General features: G+C 65.6%; 14 protein-coding genes. 5 read left to right on the top strand and 9 right to left on the bottom strand.

Translation table 11 applies throughout. The features are described from left to right. Nucleotides 1-37: 37 nt before the first annotated feature. The 5 genes from creD to LRS11_RS06990 all read right to left on the bottom strand — a co-directional run bounded on the left by creD (nt 38) and on the right by LRS11_RS06990 (nt 5766). Nucleotides 38-1387 (bottom strand): cell envelope integrity protein CreD, encoded by a 1350-nt coding sequence (gene creD / locus LRS11_RS07010; RefSeq protein ID WP_260496146.1) that lies wholly within the window; start codon nt 1385-1387, stop codon nt 38-40. Between the two features lie 209 nt (nt 1388-1596). Next, entirely contained in the window at nt 1597-2031 is a 435-nt protein-coding gene (locus tag LRS11_RS07005) for a CBS domain-containing protein (protein WP_260496145.1), read from the bottom strand. 149 nt (nt 2032-2180) lie between these two features. Continuing rightward, the gene (gene creC / locus LRS11_RS07000; RefSeq protein ID WP_260496144.1) at nt 2181-3605 is read right to left on the bottom strand and encodes a two-component system sensor histidine kinase CreC; all 1425 of its coding nucleotides are present in this window, start codon (nt 3603-3605) and stop codon (nt 2181-2183) included. Between the two features lie 166 nt (nt 3606-3771). Then, nucleotides 3772-4452 carry a two-component system response regulator CreB gene (gene creB / locus LRS11_RS06995; protein ID WP_260496143.1) on the bottom strand — a complete coding sequence of 227 codons (681 nt, stop codon included), beginning with the start codon at nt 4450-4452 and terminating at the stop codon, nt 3772-3774. A 69-nt stretch (nt 4453-4521) separates the two neighbouring features. Further along, nucleotides 4522-5766 (bottom strand): HD-GYP domain-containing protein, encoded by a 1245-nt coding sequence (locus tag LRS11_RS06990; RefSeq protein WP_260496142.1) that lies wholly within the window; start codon nt 5764-5766, stop codon nt 4522-4524. A gap of 170 nt (nt 5767-5936) precedes the next feature. Between LRS11_RS06990 and LRS11_RS06985 the strand changes: the two genes are divergently transcribed. After that, complete coding sequence (locus tag LRS11_RS06985) at nt 5937-6824, top strand: acyltransferase (RefSeq protein ID WP_260496141.1); 888 nt, start codon at nt 5937-5939, stop codon at nt 6822-6824. An 8-nt stretch (nt 6825-6832) separates the two neighbouring features. Here LRS11_RS06985 and torT read toward each other — a convergent pair whose 3' ends face one another. After that, nucleotides 6833-7864, bottom strand: a complete 1032-nt coding sequence (gene torT / locus LRS11_RS06980) for a TMAO reductase system periplasmic protein TorT (RefSeq protein ID WP_260496140.1) — start codon at nt 7862-7864, stop codon at nt 6833-6835. Nucleotides 7865-7994: 130 nt separating this feature from the next. On the opposite strand from torT, the gene dbpA reads away from it, so the two are divergent. Then, a complete protein-coding gene (gene dbpA / locus LRS11_RS06975; protein ID WP_260496139.1) occupies nt 7995-9371 on the top strand; it encodes an ATP-dependent RNA helicase DbpA in 1377 nt (458 codons plus the stop codon). A gap of 26 nt (nt 9372-9397) precedes the next feature. Here dbpA and LRS11_RS06970 read toward each other — a convergent pair whose 3' ends face one another. Then, nucleotides 9398-10135: an ABC transporter substrate-binding protein gene (locus LRS11_RS06970; RefSeq protein WP_260496138.1), complete on the bottom strand. Its 738-nt coding sequence runs from the start codon at nt 10133-10135 to the stop codon at nt 9398-9400. Between the two features lie 249 nt (nt 10136-10384). On the opposite strand from LRS11_RS06970, the gene yccS reads away from it, so the two are divergent. The 3 genes from yccS (at nt 10385) to LRS11_RS06955 (ending at nt 16046) form a co-directional block, all read left to right on the top strand. Continuing rightward, nucleotides 10385-12577 (top strand): YccS family putative transporter, encoded by a 2193-nt coding sequence (yccS, locus tag LRS11_RS06965; RefSeq protein ID WP_260496137.1) that lies wholly within the window; start codon nt 10385-10387, stop codon nt 12575-12577. A gap of 291 nt (nt 12578-12868) precedes the next feature. Next, nucleotides 12869-14053 (top strand): NAD(P)/FAD-dependent oxidoreductase, encoded by a 1185-nt coding sequence (locus LRS11_RS06960; RefSeq protein WP_260496136.1) that lies wholly within the window; start codon nt 12869-12871, stop codon nt 14051-14053. A gap of 196 nt (nt 14054-14249) precedes the next feature. Next, on the top strand, nt 14250-16046 hold the full coding sequence (locus LRS11_RS06955; protein WP_260496135.1) for a diguanylate cyclase: 1797 nt from the start codon (nt 14250-14252) through the stop codon (nt 16044-16046). Nucleotides 16047-16181: 135 nt separating this feature from the next. Here LRS11_RS06955 and LRS11_RS06950 read toward each other — a convergent pair whose 3' ends face one another. Then, the gene (locus tag LRS11_RS06950; protein WP_260496134.1) at nt 16182-17084 is read right to left on the bottom strand and encodes a type 1 glutamine amidotransferase domain-containing protein; all 903 of its coding nucleotides are present in this window, start codon (nt 17082-17084) and stop codon (nt 16182-16184) included. A gap of 107 nt (nt 17085-17191) precedes the next feature. Next, entirely contained in the window at nt 17192-18052 is an 861-nt protein-coding gene (locus tag LRS11_RS06945) for an HDOD domain-containing protein (RefSeq protein WP_409519786.1), read from the bottom strand. Nucleotides 18053-18547: the final 495 nt, after the last annotated feature.

Below are 18547 nucleotides of genomic sequence, written 5' to 3'. Positions count from 1 at the left end.
GCTCCTCGGGGCGCGGCCGGGGCCGCGCCCGCAGTGATCAGGCTGGCGTCACGGAAGGGGTTTTACCGATGCCGTACCAGTCCAGCTTGCGGGTCAGCACCATCACGGCAGCCAGCAGAGCGAAGACCAGCAGCGAGCCCATCAGCAGGGCGTAATCCTCGGCGTTGAGCAGGGCATAGAGCATCGCGTAGAGCCCGGCCAAACCGGCGGTGAACGCGGCGCCGCGCAGCCAGCTGTGCAGCACGTGGCTGACGTAGAAGCCGATCAGCAGCACGCAGGCCGAGGCAGCCAGGGCGTAGGCACGGGCGAAGTCCATGTGTTCGGCCAGCGACAGCAGCAACAGGTAGAAAAACGCCAGCGACAGGCCGACCAGGCCGTACTGCACCGGGTGCACGGCCAGGCGCTTGAGCACTTCGAAGAGGAAGAAGCCGGCGAAGGTCAGGGCGATGAACAGCAGGGCATATTTGATCGCCCGGTCGCTCTTCAGGTACTGGTCCACCGGGTCGACGAAGCTGACGCCAAAGTGACGGGCATTGAACGCCTCGCACGAGCCCTGGCCGGCGCAGTCGCTGAGCGCTTCTTCCAGGTTGGTGGCGAAGAAGCTGGTCTGCCAACGCGCGCTGAAGCCATCCTGGCGGATCTCGCGCTCGCTCGGCAGGTACTCGCCGACGAAGCTCGGGTGCGGCCAGTCGGCCTTGAGTTCGACCTGGCTTTCGCGACCGACCGGAGTCACGTCGAGCTGGCCGGTACCCTGCAGCTGCAGATCGAACGCGTACTCCAGGCGCTGCGCCGCGGACGGATCGAGTGCCGGCAACGGCGCATGCACGCCGGCCCCGAGCAGGCTGTCGGCGCTGCCCGGCTGGAAGCCGAGGGTCTGCTCATTGAGCTTGAGCTTGAGGTCGTTCTTGATGCCGCGGATATCGCTGATGCCGACCGAGAGGAACGGGGCGTCGAAGCGGTAGTCGGCGAAATCCTCGCTGATGCCGAACTGCGCCGGCAGCTCGAAGTGGCCGCTGATGCGGTTGTTGCTGTGGTACAGGCGCGCCTCATAGATGCCGCGGGCACGCAGCTCGGTGGTCACGTCGCCGCCCATGACGAAACGCTCGGGCAGGAAGTACAGGCGCCCGCGTTCCTCGCTTTCCTCGAGGTAGCGCTGGCCGGTCTTGGCGTGGGTCTTCCACTCGCGCAGAGTCTTGCGGTACGGCAGCACCAGCAGCGGGCCGGTGATTTGCTGGCTGTAGCTGGAGCTGCGGGCGATGTCCTGCAGCACCTCGTCGCGCAGGCCCTGACGCTCCTCGATCATGCCGTCGATCATGATGATCGGGATCATCAGCAGGAAGATCAGCAGGGCGATCAACCCCAGCTTGATGGCAAGGCTTCGATTCATGGTGAGACTCTCCGGGTGGTGAATATGGGGGAGAGTCTGCGGCGCGTCAGTGGGCGGCGAATGCGCGGAGTATGGAGAGCGCGTGGAGTTTGTGTGGTGCGAGGGACTCTGCGGGAGCGGCTTCAGCCGCGATGGCTAGAGCACATCGCGGATAAATCCGCTCCCACACGAGCGGGTTCGGCGTTTGCCTAGCCGGTAGCAGGTCCGGCTTATTCGCCGCGGATGTACCCTTCCAGCTGCTGGATCAGGCTGGCCTGGTCGGCGATGGTCTGCTTGACCAAGTCACCGATCGACAGCAGGCCGATCAGCTCGCCTTCGGCCACCACCGGCAGGTGGCGCAGGTGGCGATCGGTCATCAGCTGCATGCACTCCTGGGTGGTATTGCGCGGACCGACGGTGAGCACCTCGGCGGTCATGATTTCACTGACCTTGGCGCCAAACGCGGAACGTTCCAGCAGGGCCACCTTGCGCGCATAGTCACGCTCACTGACGATACCGACCAGACGTCCGCCGGCCATCACCACCAGCGCACCGACACCTTTTTCCGCCATCAGCTGCACGGCCGCGAGCACCGTGTCATCAGGGCCGACGCTGTAGATATGGGCATTGGCTTTGGTTCTGAGAATTTCCGCGACTGATCTCACTCGAGTTCTACTCCCTGGCAGTTACCCAATGTTTTAGCAGAGCCCGGTGGGTTTAACGAGTACCGGGGCACGGCGAAAGCGAAGCCCGTCTGCCTCGCCACGACACCTGGGCAAATGCAACAAGCGGGCCCGCGCGCGCGCCGGCACCGCTAACTCAATGCCAGCCGCAGCAGCGCCTCTACACCGCCGGGCACATTGCCCACCTGCAACGAGCCGCCATGCAGGCCGGCCACTTCCTGCACGAAATTGAGCCCCAGACCTGTGCTCTTGCGCCCATTGCTGGGGCGCGGCAACGAGTAGAAACGCTCACTCAGGCGTGGCAGGGCGTAGTCGGGAATGGCCTCGCCCTGGTTGAACAGGCTGAGCTGTACGACCGCGCCCTGCACCTCGGCAGAGAAGCGCAGCAGGCCGCCGGGCGGGGTGAAGTCGAGGGCGTTGTCCAGCAGGTTGGCGAGGGCCTGGCGCAACAGGAAACGCTCGCCGCTGACACTCAACCCGGCGTCGATACGGTTTTCCACCTGCAACCCGGCCGCCTCGATACGCGCCGCCTGGCTTTGCAGCAGCTCCTCGACCAGCTCGTGCAGCAGCACCGGCACCCGTTCTTCCAGACCCTGGCGCTGCTCGACCAGGGCCAGGTTGAGCAGGCGCTCGATCAGCTGCTGCAGGCGCGCGCCTTCGCTGGCGATATTGGCCACGAAACGCTGGCGCTGCTCGGCCGGCATCTCGCCTTCGAGCAGTTCGGCGGCGCCACGGATGGCCGCCAGCGGGCTCTTCAGTTCATGAGTGAGGGTGTGCACGTAGCGCTCGACATAATCCTTGCCCTCCAGCTCGGTGCGCATCTTCTGCACCGCCGTCGCCAGCTGGGTCAGCTCGCCACCGCGCAGGGCCGGCAGCTCGGCGCGCTGGCCCTGGCTGACCGCCTGGGCGTAGCGGGTCAGCTTGCGCAGCGAGCCGCTGAGCCACCAGGACAGCACCCCGCCGATCAGCAGGCCGAGCACGATCAGCCCGGCGCCGAGCCAACCCAAGCGACGCTGCGAGCGCTCGATATAGGGTTGCAGCGACTTGTTCGGCTTGGCCACCGAGACCACGCCGATAATCTGCTCGCCATCCTTGATCGGCGCCGCCACGTACATCACCGAGCTGTCCTCGTCGGCCGGGTCTTCGCGGGTCGAGCGGGCGCCATACTGGCCCTGCAGGGTCAGGTAGACATCGTTCCAGCGCGAGTAGTCCTGGCCCAGGGCCGCGCCGCTGGAGTCGAGCAGGACGATGCCGCGGGCATCGGTGACGTAGATGCGGTGATTGACCGCGCTCTTCTCCACGCCCCAGATCTGCGCCTGCGGCTGGCGCTGGCCGTAGGCCTTGAGCAGCTCGGGCAGGCGACCCTGCGCCAGGCTGCCAGCCTTGACCTCGTCACGCAGGATTTCCGCCAGCAGGTTGGCGGTGTCGACCAGGGTTTCCTCGGTGCTCTGGCGCACGCCAGGGCGGATCTCGTCCATCACCGTGCTCAGCACGAACCAGCCGGCCAGGCCGACGAAGAGGAAGTAGACCAGGAAAATCCGTACGCCTAGAGGCATTGCTGAGCACCTTGGAAACTGTTGTGACGCCATAGCCAGAGTCTGTCGCGGGCCTCGGCAACTCCCCTCTCCCCAACCCTCTCCCGTAAACGGGAGAGGGGGCAGAAGCGCTCCTTACCCGCTCTACACGCCGTTATGGCGCTGCAAAAAGATACGCAACAGCTTGTTAAACCAGCTTAAGGCTATAGCCCAACCCCCGATGGGTCTGGATCGGCTCGACATCGGCGGCCACCTGGCGCAGCTTGGCGCGCAGGCTCTTGATGTGGCTGTCGATATTGCGCTCGTAGCCGGCATCCGCCGCCACGCCAACACCATCGAGCAACTGCTCGCGGGAGAACACCCGTTGCGGCTGGCCGAGCAGGGTCTGCAGCAGGCGGAATTCGTGACGGGTCAGGGCCAGCAACTGGCCGTGGTAATGGATCTGTACCCGTTCGGCATCCAGCTGGAACGGGCCGCTCGCCGCCTCGACCGGAGCGCTCACACGCGGCGCCATGCGCTTGAGGATGGCCTTGACCCGCGCCGCCACTTCGCGCGGACTAAAGGGCTTGATCACATAGTCGTCGGCACCGATTTCCAGGCCGACCACCCGATCGATCTCGGCGTCACGTGCGGTAAGAAAGATCACCGGCACCTCGGAAAAGCGCCGCAACCGTTTGCAGGCCTCGAAGCCACTGATATCCGGCAGGCCGACATCGAGGATCAGCAGATCGGCCGGGCTGCGTTCCTGCAGGGCCAGGGCGGGTTCGGCCAGTTGCAGCCAGGTGGTGGTGAAACCCTCGGCCTGCAAGGCGTAGACCAGGGTATCGGCGATGGCAGCTTCGTCTTCGACAATCAGGATGTGCGGCATGGCGTCCGTGCGGGCAGGGGCTGATGCCGGCACGGTGCCGCAGCAACGGGCGCTGCGTCAATCCGCTTCTCAGTCGAAGTACGAGCCCCTGCGCGCCGGGATGCCCGACCAGAGTTCCTCGATGTTCTTGAAGCCCCAGTCCTCGGCCGATTCGCGGCCGACGATCTTGTCGCGGCCGACCAGCTTGGCCAGATCGACGATTTCCTGGGCGATCGGTACTTTCGAGCGGGCGGAGAAGAACACCTTGACCCGTGGCGTCAGCAGCGATTTCTCGTGCTGCTCCATGACCACGCCGAGTCGACCGCTCTCCAGGCGTACCAGGGCGCCGACCGGGTAGATGCCGACCGATTTGACGAAGGCCTGGAACACCTTCTCGTCGAAATGGCCTTTCCATTCGGCCATCTTGCGGATCGACTCGGCGGCGTCCCAGCCCTGTTTGTAGGGGCGGTCCGAGGTGATCGCGTCGTACACGTCGCAGATCGCGCCCATGCGCGCGAACAGGCTGATCTGCTCACCAACCAGGCGATGCGGGTAGCCGGTGCCATCGAATTTCTCGTGGTGGTGCAGGCACACATCCAGCACCAGCGCGCTGACCTGCTGGATGTCGCGCAGCATCTTGCCGCCTGCCTCCGGATGGCGGCGCATGGTGCCGAACTCGGCGTCGGTGAGCTTGCCCGGCTTGTTGAGGATGGCATCGGGAATCGCCATCTTGCCGATGTCGTGCAGCAGCCCAGCCATGCCGGCCTCACGCACCTGCTCCTCGGCCATGCCGAGCTGGCGGGCCAGGGCGATCATCAGCGCACACACCGCTACCGAGTGCATATAGGTGTATTCGTCGGAGGTCTTCAGCCGTGCCAGGCTGATCAGCGCATTGGGGTGGCGCAGCACCGAGTCGGAAATCTCTTCCACCAGCTCGGCCACATGTTCCAGCTCGACCGCCTGGCCCATGCGCACATCGCTGAACATCTCGACCACGGCCGCCTTGGAACGCGCACAGAGCTTGAGTGCCTGGGTCACTTCCTGTTCCAGGCTGACCCGCGCCGGCGGCGTCTTGCTCTCGGCGGCCAGCAGGCGCGCTTCGGTTTCCGCCGCGACTTCCTCGACCGTCTTGCTGGCCTGGCCAGGCGCCAGGTCGAGGCCCTTGCCGACGTCGATCCACACCTCGCTGACTTCGCTGGCATGGATACGCAGCAGGTCACGTTCGCTGTCGAGCAGGAAACGGCCTTTCCAGAAGGGGTGGTCCATCCATGAGCCGCAGAATTCGTGGATATACATACCGAGACACAGCTCGGAAACCGCAATGCGCTTCAGCACGGTAGAAACCAGGGCAGGTAGGAGAAATGCAACGACCTACCCAGCATATGCGATAGATCGCCGCAGAGGCACATTGACATCAGTCAATGGCAACGTCTTTAGTCGGGACGGATGCAGCCAACAGACGAGCGGTTATCATCCACCCTCCACGAGGGCGACAAGGACTTGCCATGCGTCGACTGCTGACCGCCAGCAGCATCATCCTGCTGCTTCTGCTCAATACCCTGACCCTGATCGGCCCGCTGCTGCTGATCGCCCTGCTCAAGCTGACCGCGCCAAACCGGCGCCTGCGCACCCTGTTCTCGCGCGGGGTGATGTGGGTCGCCGAGACCTGGGCGGAAATCGACAAGCTGATCTTCGCCTGGCTCACCCCCACCGTCTGGGATATCCGTGGCGGCGCCGGGCTGCGCAGCGATCGCTCGTACCTGGTGGTGAGCAACCACCAGTCCTGGGTCGACATCCCGGCGCTGGTCCAGGCCTTCAACCGCAAGACGCCCTACTTCAAGTTCTTCCTCAAGCAGGAGCTGATCTGGGTGCCGTTCCTCGGCCTGGCCTTCTGGGCCCTCGACTACCCCTTCATGAAACGCTATTCCAAGGCCTACCTGGCCAGGCATCCACATATGCAAGGCAAGGATCTGGAGATCACCAAGGCCGCCTGCGAGCGCTTCAAGGACTTGCCGGTGACCGTGGTCAACTACCTCGAAGGCACCCGCTGCACCCCGACCAAGCAGGCCCAGCAAGGCTCGCCTTACCAGCACCTGCTCAAACCCAAGGCCGGCGGCGTGGCCTTCACTCTGGCCGCACTCGGCCCGCAACTGGATGCCTTGCTGGATGTCACGGTGGTCTATCCCGGCCACCGCGCACCGGGTTTCTGGGCGCTGCTCAGTGGTCAACTGGAGAAGGTCATCGTCGATATTCGCACCCTGGAGCTGGACCCGCAGCTGTGGGCCGGCGATTACGAGAGCGACGCCGAATTCCGCCAACTGGTGCAGGGCTGGGTCAGCGGGCTATGGGCAGAGAAAGATGCGCGGATCGTCGAGCTGAAGCGCCAGCTGTGAGTGAATGGCTACTGCGGCAGGTCGCGGCGGATCATCCAGTGCCCTTCCGGCGGCATCAGCCGGCTGATATCGAAGCGCGGCAGGCTGCGCTGGTCGAGCATCTCGATCAGCGGCCTGACCAGCGCGGGATGCGGCTTGCCCTCCAGGGCGCGCACCGCCAGGTCGATGCCAATGCGCGCCTGCAGCACGGGTGAATCGGTAGGGGCGGCAAGGATGAAGCCGTCGCGGATCTGCTCGATGATGCGCTCGGTGGTGTAGGTCGCCAGCACCTGGGCGCGATAGCGGTTGCCGGAGGTCTGCACCAGCTGCGCGGCAAAACCGGCGGCTTCGGCATTGCCCAGCAGGTAGTCGACCTCGCTATGCTCGCTCAGCAAACGGCGCACCAATTGCGCCTGGCTGGCGCGATCCACCGGGCCGTAGCCGCCGTGATAGAGCGTCACCGGCTGGTTCTGCAAAGCCTGGCGCAGGCTGTTCTCGCCATCTGCCACCCAGCCGGCACCCTGTGGTCCCGGCAGCCAGCCGATACTGAACGGGCCGGGCGCGCGACTGCCTTCGATATAGGCCAGCACGGCACGCATCATCTCGGCGAAGTCTATTTGCGAGCGGGCGGTGAGGTCCGGGCAATCCAGGCGGTTGACCAGGTCGATGACCGGCTTGCCTTCGCTCCGCAGTTGGGCGATCTGCGGGCACAGATCCGTGGTGTTGATCGAAGCGATCACATAGGCATCGGCCTTCTGCTCGCGGCACGCCTGCAGCTGCGCAATCTGCGTCTGCGGATTCTCGTAGCCACCGGCTTCGTAGATGCCCAGTCGCACGCCCTGGCGCGCTGCCTCGTCATCCAGGCCCCAGGCCACGCCCCACCAGTAGCGATCCTTGCCGTGCGGCAGCAACGCACAGATGCGCCAGGGCCGCGCTGCGCGGGGCAATGGCTGGTACTGCTGGGGCTGACCGTCGGCCTCGACAGCCACCGGATACCAGTCGGCCGCAGCCGGCAGACTGGTCAGGCAGAGACAGAGCAACAGCCCCTTGAGCGCGCGCATCGAGACGAGCCTTAGCCGGTGACAGCCGAGTGGTTTCCCAGCAGCTTAGGCGCTGGTGCTGGATATTCCTACGAGGGAGGGCAAGCGCGCCTGATACACTTCGCCTCATTCCTTCTTGCAGGCTTCTCCCGTGAACAGCGCTTTCTCCTCCTTGCCCCTTTCCGCCGCCATGCTGGCCAACCTCGACGCCCTCGGTTATGCCGAGATGACGCCGATCCAGGCGCAGAGCCTGCCGGTGATTCTCAAGGGCATGGACCTGATCGCCCAGGCCAAGACCGGCAGCGGCAAGACCGCGGCCTTCGGCATCGGCCTGCTCAGCCCGCTCAACCCGCGCTTCTTCGGCTGCCAGGCGCTGGTGCTGTGCCCGACCCGCGAGCTGGCCGACCAGGTGGCCAAGGAACTGCGCCGCCTGGCCCGCGCCGCCGACAATATCAAGATCCTCACCCTCTGCGGTGGCGTGCCGTTCGGCCCGCAGATCGGCTCGCTGGAGCACGGCGCCCACGTCATCGTCGGCACCCCGGGGCGCATTCAGGAACACCTGAAGAAAGGCACCCTCAAGCTCGACGGCCTCAACTGCCTGGTGCTCGACGAAGCCGACCGCATGCTCGACATGGGCTTCTACGACAGCATCGCCGAGATCATCAACCAGACCCCGGCCAAGCGGCAGACCCTGCTGTTCTCCGCCACCTACCCGACCGGTATCAAGCAGCTCAGCGCGACCTTCATGCGCGACCCGCAGCAGGTCAAGGTCGAGGCTTTGCACGACGATGCGCAGATCGAACAGCGCTTCTACGAGATCGCCCCCGAGCAGCGCATGGATGCCGTGCTCAAGCTGCTGCACAGCTATCGCCCGGAGTCCTGCGTGGCGTTCTGCTTCACCAAGCAGCAGTGCCAGGAGCTGGTCGATCACCTGACGGCCAACGGCATTTCCGCCGCCGCGCTGAATGGCGACCTGGAACAGCGCGACCGTGACCAGGTGCTGGCGATGTTCGCCAACCGCAGCCTGTCGGTGCTGGTGGCCACCGACGTGGCGGCCCGCGGCCTGGATATCGACGCCCTGGACATGGTGATCAACGTCGAGCTGGCGCGTGACTCGGAAATCCACATCCACCGCGTCGGCCGTACCGGCCGCGCCGGTGCCAAGGGCATGGCCATGAGCCTGGTCGCCCCGGCCGAAGGCCATCGCGCCCAGGCCATCGAAACCCTGCAGAAGAGCCCGCTGAACTGGCACCCGCTAAGCAGCCTCAAGGTGCAGAGCGGCGAGCCGCTGCAACCGCCGATGGTCACCCTGTGCATCGGTGCCGGACGCAAGGAGAAGCTGCGCCCCGGCGACATCCTCGGCGCCCTCACCGGCGAGGCCGGCCTGCCCGGGGCGAAGATCGGCAAGATCGCCCTGTTCGACTACCAGGCCTTCGTCGCCGTCGAGCGCGACGTGGCCAAGCTGGCGCTCAAGCGCCTCAGCGAAGGCAAGATCAAGGGCCGTTCGCTGCGCGTGCGTCCGCTCTAGCAGACGGCCGTTCAGCCCGCCCCGACCTACAAGCCGTGGCGCTGGTAGATGCGCTGGTAGGTGCCATCCGTACGCATCTGTTCGATGGCCCGGTTGAAGTCCTCGACGATTTGCTGGTGCTGCGGATGGCTGCGCCGCACCAGGATATGCAGCGGGCTCTCGCTGAGCGCCCCCGGCAGGAACTCCAGGGCGTTGTGCACTTCCGTCAGTTCGCGATTGAGGTGGTACTGCGCCACCAGTTCATCTTCCAGGGTCAGTTGCACCCGCCCGGCGGCCAGCATGCGCGCGCCCATGCCGAACTCCAGCACCGGCACCCGGGTCAACCCCGGTTCCTGGTCGAACGCCGGCGCATAGCTGTAACCGCGCACCACCGCGATACTGTACGGACGCAGCTCGGCCAGGCTGGTATAGGCCTGTGGCGGCGCGCCCTTGCGCTTGAGGAAGCGGATACGATTGACCAGGTAGGGTTCGGAGAACAGGCCGAAACGGGTACGATCGGCGCTGTACCAGGCGGCGACGATGATGTCGTAGTCGCCCTGTTCCAGACCGCGCAACACCCGCGCCCAGGGCACCTCGACATACTCGCTGGAGTAACCGGCGCGGCGCAGGGCGGTACTGACCAGATCCACCGCCAGGCCGTTGTCGGCCAGTTTCTGATCGGTGAACGGCGGCCAGGCGTCACCGGCCAGGCGCAGGTGTTCGGCGCTGGCGGGCATCCCTGTGAGCAGCACAAGCAGCAATGCAATACGACGAACTCGGCTCATGCCTGCCTCTGGCGCAGCGAATCATTCAAGCGTAGTCAGCCACTGCAGTTTTCTCGCCAAACCGGCACGCGGAAAACGTGACAATTTCCTTCCAGCGCCGCGGCTCGCCCATTCAGCTGCAGAAGCCGCAGCCGCGACCTGCTATTTTTGATCAGTCGGTCGACAACCGCGTGCCTCACGCGCGGGTGCAACCGTCTTTCCCCGGTATCCATCCTTTTACTTCATCACCCGGCGGGTAGCCGTTCGCCCATGCCTTCATCGCTCGATTTCACCCTGCGCAGCCTGTGGGCCCGCGAAAAATTCACCTACGGCATCCGCGTGTTCATCGCCCTGGCCGGCTCCATGGCGCTGTGCTGGTACCTGGACAAGATCGCCCTGGTCATCCCGCTGTTCCTCGGCTGCATCGCCAGCGCCCTGGCCGAGAGCGACGACCACTGGCGCGGCCGCCTGCAGGCGCTGCTGGTGACCCTGGCCTGTTTCGCCGCCACCGCCACCGCGGTGCAACTGCTGTTCCCCTACCCCTGGCTGTTCGGCATCGGCCTGGCTCTGGCCGCCTTCGCCATGACCCTGCTCGGTGGCATCGGCGAGCGCTATGCGGCGGTGGCCTCGGCCACCCTGATCCTGGCGATCTACACGGCCATCGGCCTGGAACACCGCGGCGGCGGCATGGGCAGTTTCTGGCAGGAGCCGCTGCTGCTGATCGCCGGGGCCGCCTGGTACGGCCTGCTCGGGGTGATCTGGAGCGCGCTGTTCAGCCAGCAGCCGGTGCAGCAGGCGCTGGCGCGGGTGTTCATCGAGCTGGGCGCGTTCCTGCGCCTGAAAGCCGCGCTGTTCGAGCCGCTGCGCCAGCTGGATGTGGAGGGCCGGCGCCTGGCCGTGGCCAAGCAGAACGGCCAGGTGGTGCAGGCCCTGAACCAGGCCAAGGACATCATCCTCAACCGCATGAGCCGCAAGCGCAGCGGGCAGAAGACCAACCGCTACCTCAAGCTGTACTTCATCGCCCAGGACATCCACGAGCGCGCCAGTTCCTCGCACCACCCGTACAACGCCCTGGCCGAGGCCTTCTTCCACAGCGACGTGATGTTCCGCTGCGGGCGCCTGCTCAGCCAGCAGGGCAAGGCCTGCCAGGCCCTCGGCACGGCCATCCGCATGCGCCAGCCGTTCGACTACAACGACAACAGCCAGGCCATGGCCGATCTCAACGCCTCCATGGCCTATCTGCGCGAGCAGAACAACCCGGCCTGGCGCCGCCTGCTGCGCTCACTGGCCGCCCTGGCCGGCAACCTGGCAACCCTGGAACGCAAGCTGACCAGCGCCAGCAACCCCGACGCCCTGGCCGACGAGCAGGACAGCACGCTGCTCGACCGCTCGCCGCAAAGCCTCAAGGACGCTTTCGAGCGCCTGCGCCAGCATGTCTCGCCGACCTCGCTGGTGTTCCGCCACGCCTTGCGCCTGTCGCTTGCTCTGCTCGCTGGCTACGGCCTGCTGCACTGGATTCATCCGCAGCAGGGCTACTGGATTCTGCTGACCACCCTGTTCGTCTGCCGGCCCAGCTATGGTGCGACCCGCCTGCGCCTGGTGCAGCGGGTCAGCGGCACGCTGCTCGGCCTGGTGGTCGGTTGGGCGCTGATCAGCCTGTTCCCCGATCCGCTGCTGCAGTCGCTGTTCGCCGTGGTCGCCGGGGTGGCCTTCTTCACCAACCGGGTCGACCGCTACACCCTGGCCACCAGCGCCATGACCCTGGTGGTGGTGCTCTGCTTCAACCAGGTCAGCGACGGTTATGCGGTGATCTGGCCGCGCCTGGTGGATACCGTGCTGGGCACGGTGATCGCCGGTCTGGCGGTGTTCTTCATCATGCCCGACTGGCAGGGGCGCAAGCTCAACCAGGTGCTGGCCAGTACCCTGAGCAGCAACAGCCGCTACCTGCTGCAGATCATGCAGCAGTACAGCTCCGGCAAGCGCGACGACTTGAGCTACCGCCTGGCCCGGCGCAACGCGCACAACGCCGATGCGGCGCTGTCGACCACCCTGAGTAACATGCTCATGGAGCCCGGCCACTTCAGGAAGGACGCCGAGACCGGCTTCCGCTTCCTGGTGCTGTCGAACACCCTGCTCAGCTACCTGTCAGCCCTCGGCGCGCACCGTGAGAGCCTGGCCGACGATGCCAGCGACGCCCTACATGACCGCGCCGTGGCGCATATCAGCGCGACCCTCGACAGCATCGCCAGCAGCCTGCGCGACAACCAGCCGATAGCGGTGTACAGCGAAGCCGACCAGGCCCTGGCCGAGGAGCTGGAACAGCTGCCGGAAGAGATCGACGAAGGCCACCGCCTGGTGCAAGTGCAGCTCGGCCTGATCTGCCGCCAGCTGGCGCCGCTGCGCACCCTGGTGGCACACCTGCAGAAGCAGCAGCCGGAGGCGGTGGTGGCTAAGGTGGCCTGATACAAAGCCCCTCTCCCCCGGCCCCTCTCCCGTAAACGGGCGAGGGGTGACTAACCCACAGCGCCGCAAACTGGCGGATGCACGGAGCCGCTCCTGCCCCCTCTCCCATTTATGGGAGAGGGCTGGGGAGAGGGCCGTAGCCCGGATGCAATCCGGGGCCGGAGCTGCCTGCATTCCCGGATTGCATCCGAGCTACGACCGCGCCTGCCTCGCTCGCCCGACGACCGCCCACAAGCCCGCCAGCGCTTTCCGCTAGAATGCGCGCCTTTGCGACTTATCCGAGGTTCACCCGTGTCCTTCTTCCCGGTCATCATCATTGGCGCCGGCGCCGCCGGCCTGATGTGTGCGGCGCAAGCCGGTGCGCGCGGGCGTCAGGTGCTGCTGCTCGATCACGCCAACAAGGCGGGCAAGAAGATCCTCATGTCCGGCGGCGGGCGCTGCAACTTCACCAATATGTACAGCGAGCCGGGCAACTTCCTCTCCGGCAACCCGCACTTCTGCAAATCGGCCCTGGCCCGCTACACCCAGTGGGACTTCATCGGCCTGGTGGCCAAGCACGGCGTGCCCTACCACGAGAAGAAACTCGGCCAGCTGTTCTGCGACAACAAGGCCAGCGACATCCTCAACCTGCTGCTGGCCGAGTGCGATGCCGTCGGCGTCGACCTGCGCCTGGACACCAAGATCGAGCAGATCGATAAGCTGGATGCCGGCTACCGCCTGCTCACCAGCGCCGGCAGCTTCGATTGCGAATCGCTGGTGATCGCCACCGGCGGCCTGTCGATCCCCACCCTCGGCGCCACCGGCTTCGGCTACCAGGTGGCGCGCCAGTTCGGCCACGAGCTGCTGCCGACCCGCGCCGGCCTGGTGCCGTTCACCATTACCGAGCCACAGCTGAAAGAGCTGTGCACCGAGCTGTCCGGTACCTCGGTGGAAGATTGCCTGGTGAGCTGCAATGGCCAGAGCTTCAAGGAAAACATTCTGTTCACCCACCGCGGCCTCAGCGGCCCGGCGATCCTGCAGATTTCTTCCTACTGGCAGCCCGGCGACAGCGTGCAGATCAACCTGCTGCCGCACCTCGACCTGCCCGAGTGGCTGGCCGAACAGCAGCGCGAGCGGCCGAATAGCGAGCTGAAGACCGTGCTTGGCGAGCTGTTCACCAAGAAGATGGCCAACCTGCTGGCCGAGCAGTGGTTCGCCTCCAAGCCGCTCAAGCAGTACACCCCGGCCGAGCTGAATGCGGTGGCCACGCGCCTGGCCGAATGGACGCTGATCCCGGCCGGCACCGAGGGCTACCGCACGGCGGAAGTCACCCTCGGCGGCGTGGACACCCGCGAGGTATCGTCGAAGACCATGGAGTCGCTGAAATCGCCGGGGCTGTACTTTATCGGCGAGGTGCTCGACGTCACCGGCCACCTCGGCGGCTTCAACTTCCAGTGGGCCTGGGCCTCGGCCCATGCGGCGGCGCAGTTCGTCTAAGCACCAGCCACGGAGCGCGAAAACGCCCCTCTCCCACGTGTGGGAGAGGGGGAAAAGGCGCACTCATCAGCCTGAACAGCAGACCGACAAGCCGCCAAAAGACCTTAAAAACGTGGAGCAAGGCTGGGCAGCCTTATTGGCACTCTGCCAGTATTGGCAGATGGCGCCACGCGGCGCAGATCACCCGAGTATCCCGATGCCTGGCGCCCGTCACCATCCTTCGCTGCCCCTGCTGATGCTGCTCGCCCTGCTGCTGAGCCTGCTGACGTTGCCTGCGCGGGCCGCCCTGGTGCTGCACGATGCCAGCCCGCCCGCGGCCCTGCTCGGCCAGGTCGACTACCTCACCGATCCGACCGGCGCGCTGCAACTGCAGGCGCTGCTCGCCAGCCCCGAGCGTTTCCACAGCAGCGCCGGGCGCCGCGACCTGAGCTTCGGCTATGTCCACGGCGCCATCTGGCTGCGCCTGCAGGTCGAGTCCGCGGCCAGCCAGGCACGCGACTGGCGCCTGGAAATCGGCTATCCCTCGCTGGATCGGGTCGACCTCTACGATGTCGGCGCAGACGGCGTGCGCCACAGCCAGGCCGGCGACATGCTGCCCTTCACGGAGCGCAGCGTCGGCAACCGCAACCCGGTGTTCGACCTGCATCTGCAACCCGGCGAGCGCCGCACCCTGTACCTGCGCGCCAGCTCCGAAGGCAGCATGACCCTCGGCGCCAGCCTCTACTCGCGGCAGGCCCACGAACTGCACAGCATCCAGGGCTACGTGGCGCAGGCGCTCTACGGCGGCACCCTGCTCGCCCTCGGCTGCTACAACCTGCTGCTGTTCCTCGCCCTGCGCGAGCGCCCATTCTTCTATTACGTGCTGTTCGTCGGCGTGTTCGCCATCGGCATCCTCGGCCTCAACGGCCTCGGCGCGCAGTTCCTCTGGCCGCAGGCCGGCTGGTGGACCAACCGCGCCCTGCCGTTCGGCATCAATGGCGCAGCGGCCATCGGCATCCTCTTCGCGCGCAGCTTCCTCGATACACCTAAATGGCTGCCGCGTGGCGACCGCTGGTTGCGCCTGGCCTTCGTCGTCGAAGCCTGCTGCGCCCTGGCTACCCTGCTGCTACCAGTGCAACTGGCCCTGCAGATCATGTCGATTTCCGGGATCTCCATGTGCCTGACCCTGCTCGGCACCGCCTTTGTCTGCCTGAAGAATCGTGTGCCGAGCGCCGGCATCTTCGCCCTGGCCTGGAGCATGCTGCTGGTCGGCGCCGCCCTGCTGGCGCTGCGCAACTTCGCTCTGATTCCGTCGAACTTCTTCACCATCCACGCCATGCAGATCGGTTCGTCGCTGGAGATGATCCTGCTGTCCTTCGCCCTCGCCGCACGCTTCAACGAGCTCAAGCGGCAGAAGGAGCAGGCCCAGCAGCAACAGGAACGGCAGCTTGAGCTGCGCGTGGCCGAGCGCACCGAGGCCCTGGAAGAGGCCAACCAGCGCCTGCGCGGCCTGGCCATGAAAGACCCGCTCACCGGCCTGGCCAACCGCACCGCCCTGCAGACCCAGCTGGAGCTGGCCATCCGTCGCTCGCAGCGGCGCCAGGAGTTGCTGGCCGTGATGCTGATCGACCTGGACGGCTTCAAGCCGATCAACGATCAGCACGGCCATGCCCTCGGCGATCAGGTGCTCACCGCCATCGCCCGGCGCCTGCAGCACTGCGCCCGCGAAACCGACCTGCCGGCGCGCCTGGGTGGCGATGAGTTCGTCCTGGTGTGCGAGACCATCAGCTCGCCCCAGCACGCGGAGCAGGTGGCGCAACGGATTCTCGAGCAGATCAGCCTGCCCATCGAACTGGATCAGCTGACCGTGCAGGTCGGCGCCAGTATCGGCATCGCCCTCAGTCGCGGCGAGGAAAGCGGCACCCTGCTGATCCGCCGCGCCGACGCCGCCATGTATGCCGCCAAAGCCAGCGGCCGCAACCGCGTGCAGTTGCATGAGGTCATGCCGGCCTGAAGGGCGCGGGGACGCGGCCAAGCGTCCCCCCGTAATCGCGAAAATCCCCCTCTCCCCGGTGTAGGAATGGGGTCTACAAGCCGCGCTACGGCGCCGTTAGTCCCCGGAGCGAAAGATTAGTCACCCCTCGCCCGTTTACGGGAGAGGGGCCGGGGGAGAGGGTGGCGCCCCCGTACTCTGCGGCAGCAACTCGATAAAGCTCCGCGTCCAGCTGTGCACATCGCCCGGCCAACGCGCCGACACGTAGTTACCGTCCCGCACCACCCAGGCCGGGCGACTGTCGCTGGCGCTGTCGCGGTGCAGGCCGCTGGTCTTGCGCCAGTAGTCGGCGGCATCCTTGGGCACATCGAGAAAATCCGCCGGGCTGGCCAGCAGGCGCCCGACCTCGCCCTGCACGCTCATATGCCCGGCCGCCTCACCCGGCGCCTCCCGATAGGTGCGGTAGTAATCGCGATCCCACCAACGCCCGTAGAAGCGCGTCAGGTCCCAGGCGGTCTTCTCCATCTGCCAGGTCAGCCCGGTGGTCTTGCGCCCGTGCAGCACCGATCGACCATCCGCCGCGCGGCTGCGCGCCACCAGCAATACGCCATGGCAGACCGCGGCCAACGGCTTGTCGGCGGCCATCCAGGCGGCGATAAAGGCCTGCAGCGCCGGACTTTCCAGGTACTCGCGCATGCCGCGCGCCCAGTGCCCACCCGGCACCACCACCCCGGCGAAGTCCTCGACGCGCAGACGCTCGTGGCGCAGCGGCTGACGATAATCAGGATCGGCCAACATCTGCGCGCAGGCCTCGCGCGCATCGCCACGGGCGCGCAGCAGCAGGCCAAGCAGCTTGAAGCGGCGCAGGCCGGCAATCCGGCCCCAGGGATCGAGCCCTTCACCGCTCAGCATCAGCGGGTCCGGCTGTGCCGGCAGGCCGTCCGGGGTGGCGAAACACACGCGGTAGCCGGCCTGGCGCAGCAGGCGCCAGCTCAGGGCGGCTTCACTGGGGTCGTAGTCACGGCACGGCAGGGGAATAACGACACAGGGTGCGGGCATGCGCGGTCTCACGGTAGGCGGCGAAGGCTCGACCATAGCAGCTCAGCGCACGCCAAACCGTGGCCTAGCGTGCCAGCGATCACGGCCAGGGCTGCCAATCCGGCCACTCAGCGCAGCGTGGCAGCAATCGCATGGATATCCGCCTGGTGATTGAGCACCAGCTCCAGTTCGCCATTGGCACTGACGAAATTCAGCGGCGGCAACAGCTTGTGGTAAGCCGCCAGCTCCACCAGCAGCGGCAGCTCGGCTTGCGGGTTCTGCTCCTTGATCGCATGGAACAGCGCCAGGTTGACCAGATCGATCAGCCCCAGCTCGCGGCTTTCACACAGACTCCAGTTGCCGGCGTTGCGGATCACCCCGATGTACTCGTCGTCCACCGCCCACTTCTTCAGCACGATCACCCCGAGCGACTTGCTGTACTCGCGGCACAGTTTGTAATACAGCTCGCCGGAAGGAATCTGCGCCTCATCCTTGAACGCCGACAACACTGCCAGGGTGCCCACCTCGCTGAGCAGGCTGGCCAGCAAGGCATGCTCCGGCGCCACATGGCCGAGCAGGCGGGCGAGCATGGCACTGGTGCTGGCCTTGAGCACCAGGCGCTCCCACACCTCGACGAACAACCGCTTGTGCGCCGCGCTGTGCAGGGTGAACAGGCTGCGAATGCTGTGCACCATGGTGATGCGATCCACCTCGGCCATGCCGAGCAGGGTGATCACCTCATGCAGCGTCTTGGGCACCAGCGCATGCCGGTACAGCGCACAGGAAGCATGCTTCATCAGAATCGCACTCAACGCCGGATCACGGCTGACCAGGCGCACCAGCGCCGGCACCGTCATCCGCTCGTCACTCAGGGCCCGGCGAATATCCAGGGTAATGGTCGGCAGGCTGGGCAACTGCTCCTGACCCTGCATCAACTGCGACACCACCCGGCGGTAGATCGAATAATCGGACGTCTCATTGACCAACACACACCTCCGCGCACTTCCGTTGCAGTGTAGGTGGCGCTCGGCGGGTGGTGAGACAAAGGCACAGCGTTACGCGGTGGACAGGTCAGGGGGGAGTCAGTAGCTTCGGCTGAATTGCTCGGGGCGATGCTCGGGAGCCGAGGGCGCTGATCCCGTCGCGGCTTCTCCCAAGGCTTTCGCATTAACTATGGCAGCCGCTAGACAGAAAACGATCAAGGTCTGGCAAGGAATAGTAACCAACAATAACGGCGCAAAATATAACGAAACTTATGGCGCATATTTACCGTTAGGAAAACTTTACTGACTGCCATTTAAATATATAAATCATGCTTGGCCTAGCTTCCACCCGGGTGTAATTACGAGAGTTTTGAGTCATCACTCTATAGACTTTACCCAGCACCCCTGGCAGGTTTAACCAGGGAAAACAAGGGGTATTTATTTGCGGAAGTTGGTTATATTGGGTTTTTAGAAAGACAAGCCATCTGGGCTTATTGCTTA

It is taken from the genome of Pseudomonas sp. J452, from assembly GCF_024666525.1.
Taxonomy (GTDB): Bacteria; Pseudomonadota; Gammaproteobacteria; order Pseudomonadales; family Pseudomonadaceae; genus Aquipseudomonas.
Note: the sequence above shows the minus strand (reverse complement) of the source record. Positions and strands in the feature narration are given on the sequence as shown.